3 protein-coding genes are annotated in these 3,293 nt (G+C 63.0%); all 3 read right to left on the bottom strand.

The window, feature by feature from the left end; all coding sequences use genetic code 11:
* Positions 1 to 1,329: DUF6513 domain-containing protein (locus tag EN994_RS23795; protein WP_127307844.1), on the bottom strand; the 1,329-nt coding region annotated here is incomplete at its 3' end.
* Positions 1,322 to 1,873: a flavoprotein gene (locus EN994_RS23790; RefSeq protein ID WP_013532041.1), complete on the bottom strand. Its 552-nt coding sequence runs from the start codon at positions 1,871 to 1,873 to the stop codon at positions 1,322 to 1,324. The genes EN994_RS23790 and EN994_RS23795, both read right to left, overlap by 8 nt.
* A gap of 3 nt (positions 1,874 to 1,876) precedes the next feature.
* On the bottom strand, positions 1,877 to 3,293 hold a 1,417-nt coding region (locus EN994_RS36315), incomplete at its 5' end, for a (5-formylfuran-3-yl)methyl phosphate synthase (RefSeq protein ID WP_127307843.1).

The following is a 3,293-nucleotide window of genomic DNA, read 5'->3' as shown; positions in this document are numbered from 1 at the left end:
GAACTGATGAAGGCGGAGATCGCGTGGCGGCTCGTCCTGCACATAACGCTTGCCGAGCCGCCACGCGATCTCCGCCTTCATCAGTTCCGCGCCGAGGTAAAAAGCGTGTGCGCCGTCGGCGTTGACGTCCAGCCAGGCAAAAAGTTCGAACGCATCCGTGGCAACCGCATGCCCTTTGCTATTGAAAACATGGATGCCGTCCTCCGCTACCGCGATCCGGAAGTTGGCATCGCGCACCTGGGCCGCCAATGCCTCGATATCGTCGGTTGAGGCTGTGAAAGGCTTGCGATCGTGGACCTGCAACAGGCCTGGGTGATAGCCGCGCGGCAACGCGCCGTCCGTGCAAGCAGCCAACATGACGCGGCGGGCGATATCGTGCTCCTCGATCGTCCGCACCGTGTGTGGGCTGACATGCACCGTCAGCACGTTCCGGATCCGGAGTTCCGAGCAGAGCCCCGCTAGCACGGCTGTAACGCCGGAACTGTCGGCGTCGGTCAATTCGGTGAGATTGCCGGTGCCCATCAGCAATTCGATGTCCGGCCAACGGCGCCGCGCCTCGATGAAGCGCCCGAGTGAAACGGCGAAGCCGAAATGGATCGGGTCGAGCACGGGATCGGCAATGAAGGCGACGCCGGCCTTTTGTGCCGCGGTAATCGCCCGGCCGAGCGAATCCAGATCGCCGGGGATGGAGGGTATCAACACTGCCGTAGCCCGATGGTCGAAGATCAACGGCAGCGTGTTCTCATCGAGGCTGAGAAGATAGTCCGCGCCGGCGTGCGCACCGATCGACAGTTCGTCTGCGCTGGCCGAATCGACGCTGACCACAAACCCCTGTGCCTTGAGTGCCCGCACTGCCTCAGCCAGCAACGGAAACGGCGTCTCCGGCAGGCAGCCCAGATCGATGACATCCGCGCCGGCCGCAGCCAGCATCGAGGCCCTCGCCATCAGGGCCTCGACCGACAGCATCGGCGCATCGACGATCTCGGCGAAGATGCGCATATCGTGACGCGTCAGATCCGGCGGTTTGCCCGCCCGGCCAAGGAAGGCCGGAAGGTCGGCGATCTCGTCGGGGCCGCGCACAAAGGGCACGCCGAAATGCTCCGACAGGTGTTCGATGTTTCCCCGATAGCGTCCGGGCAGGATGACGCGGTCGACGTCTCCTGTCAGAGTGAGCCGACGCTTCACGATGTCCTCGCTCATCAGCGCGGCGACCTTGACGCCGACGTCGACGATTTCCCACACGAATTCGGTTCTGCCCAGCCCGGTCAGCAGCCGTTCCAGCCGCGCCTTGGCCAGATGGCCGGTAAGAAAAACCAGCCGCTCAGCCATCGCTTGCGAGTTCGGCCTGGCGCCGTGTGAGCGAGGCTTCGAGATCAGCGAGCGACTCGACCACCAGGGTCCGCTCGAAACTCTTCAACTGTTTGGTATTTTCCAGGTCGATCCTGCGCGGATAGACCTTGACCAGTCCGTGCGGTGCCTGGGTTTCGAGTTCCGGCGCAGTGTCGCAAGCAAAGACGATGGCTGGCACACGGCACTTTCCCGCTTGGGCAAAGACATTGGTGGCGAGCGTGTCGGAAATGCCATGCACGCATTTGGCGACCGTGTTGGACGTGGCCGGCGCCACCACGACCGTGTGATAGACACCGTGGTAGAATTCGCCGACCGGGATCGCGCTTGCGGTCTTGTCGTGCAGCACGCGCGTCGTCTCCGGGAAATCAAGTTTAAGCTTGTACATGCGCAGCACTTCGTTGGCGGCCTTAGACACGAAGACATCGCAATGTTCGAGCTGGCGAACAAGTGCGAAGCTCTCCGTAAAAAAATGCCCGGAACCCGTCAAAACCCACGCCCAGCGCGGCACATGCAGCTTCACCATCGGCTATCCCGCCTTCTTTGCCGACGACCCTGTTGAAGCCACTATCCGGATGCCGGGCAGCTTGCCCGACGCGAGCATCGCGCTGGCCCCGGCAGCATCCTTCGGACCGGCGAGATGGAAATCGATGCCGTCGGGCAGCATGGCGGCAAAGCCTGGGTCGACAATGCCTCGGGCCCTCAGGCTGTCAGCGGTATCGCTGTCGAAGAATGCACCGGTCTGCTTGACAAGCAACAGCGCGTTTGCGCCAAGCTTGCCGGCAAGCCAGGCGGCCAGAGAATCGGAGGTAATGTCCCAGGAGGCCGGAACATCCAGCGCCGGCAGTGCCAGTGACGACGGCAGCCACACCGGACCCTTCCCCGCCTCCAACACTCGCCCGATCTCGTCCAGCGACCGTGCCGGCGCCAGCCTTTCGTCCCGGTCGAGGATGACATGGCCGAACTGCTCCATGGCCAGGATCGCCATGGCATGAGCGGCGGTGTCGGAAAACTCCATGCTGGTCTGCGTCTCGCGCACATGGTCGGCAAAGAGCCCGCCGCCGGGCACGATGACGATCGGCAGCCTGGAACCCGCCAGCGCTGCGATCCAGCTCTTCATCTCCGCCGCATGGGCCGTGCTGCCGCCAAGCTTGACGATGGCCCGTCGAAGCATTTCGGGGCGCTCCTGGCGCGGCCGGAAAACAACGCTTCGGTCTTTTCGGCCAGCAATGCCGGAGGCAGCACCGCGTCCCGCCGATTGGCGCTTGCGTTCGATCTCAACGCCGACGCCGCCAGGGCCGAGCTCGAGCTTTTCCACCCTAACCGTGACGCGCACGACACGCTGGTTCTCCAGCACGTGCGCTGCCACCTGCTCGGCCAAAGCCTCGCTGAGCTGGATATGGCCCCGCGCGACGATGGTGCGAATGCCGTCCATGATGATGTCGTAGGAGAACACATGGCGCATGTCCTCGGGATGGTCGGTGATTTGCAGCACATCGGCGATCACATCAAAGCGCACTTTTTGAGTATGGCCATGCTCGAAGCTGTAGGCACCGATCTGGACCGGCAGAACAAAATCCCGCACAAAAATCCTGTCCGTGCCCAGTGTCGGGTCGGTGTCCGGCGAATAGCCTCTCGCTGCCAACAGGCGATAGTCGATACTCGATTGATCGCCGGTCCCGGATTCCGCTGGGATCAACTCGCGAATCTGCGAGACCGCCTCGGCGCTGATCGAACTCGTGCGACCGGAATGGCCACACAGCGCCCCCCGAAAGCCGAGAAAATCGGGAGCGAAAGGCAATAGGCGCGGAATATCCGGAGCTTCCAGCGATCCACTCAGGCCGACCATCAGACCGAGCGATTTCGTTCGATCGACGAATCCCGGAATACGCTCCGGCGGCAGATGATCGAGCAGCCGGCCCTTCCCCTTTTGCGCGGTATCAACC

The organism is Mesorhizobium sp. M7A.F.Ca.CA.002.09.1.1 (assembly GCF_003998555.1).
Taxonomy (GTDB): domain Bacteria; phylum Pseudomonadota; class Alphaproteobacteria; order Rhizobiales; family Rhizobiaceae; genus Mesorhizobium; species Mesorhizobium ciceri.
The sequence above is the reverse complement of the archived record's forward strand: the minus strand, read 5'-3'. Positions and strand labels throughout refer to the sequence as shown.

Excerpts from the sequence above, each read along its gene's own strand:
- EN994_RS23790 (WP_013532041.1), bottom strand. The coding sequence starts at position 1,873 with ATGGTGAAGCTGCATGTGCCGCGCTGGGCGTGGGTTTTGACGGGTTCC.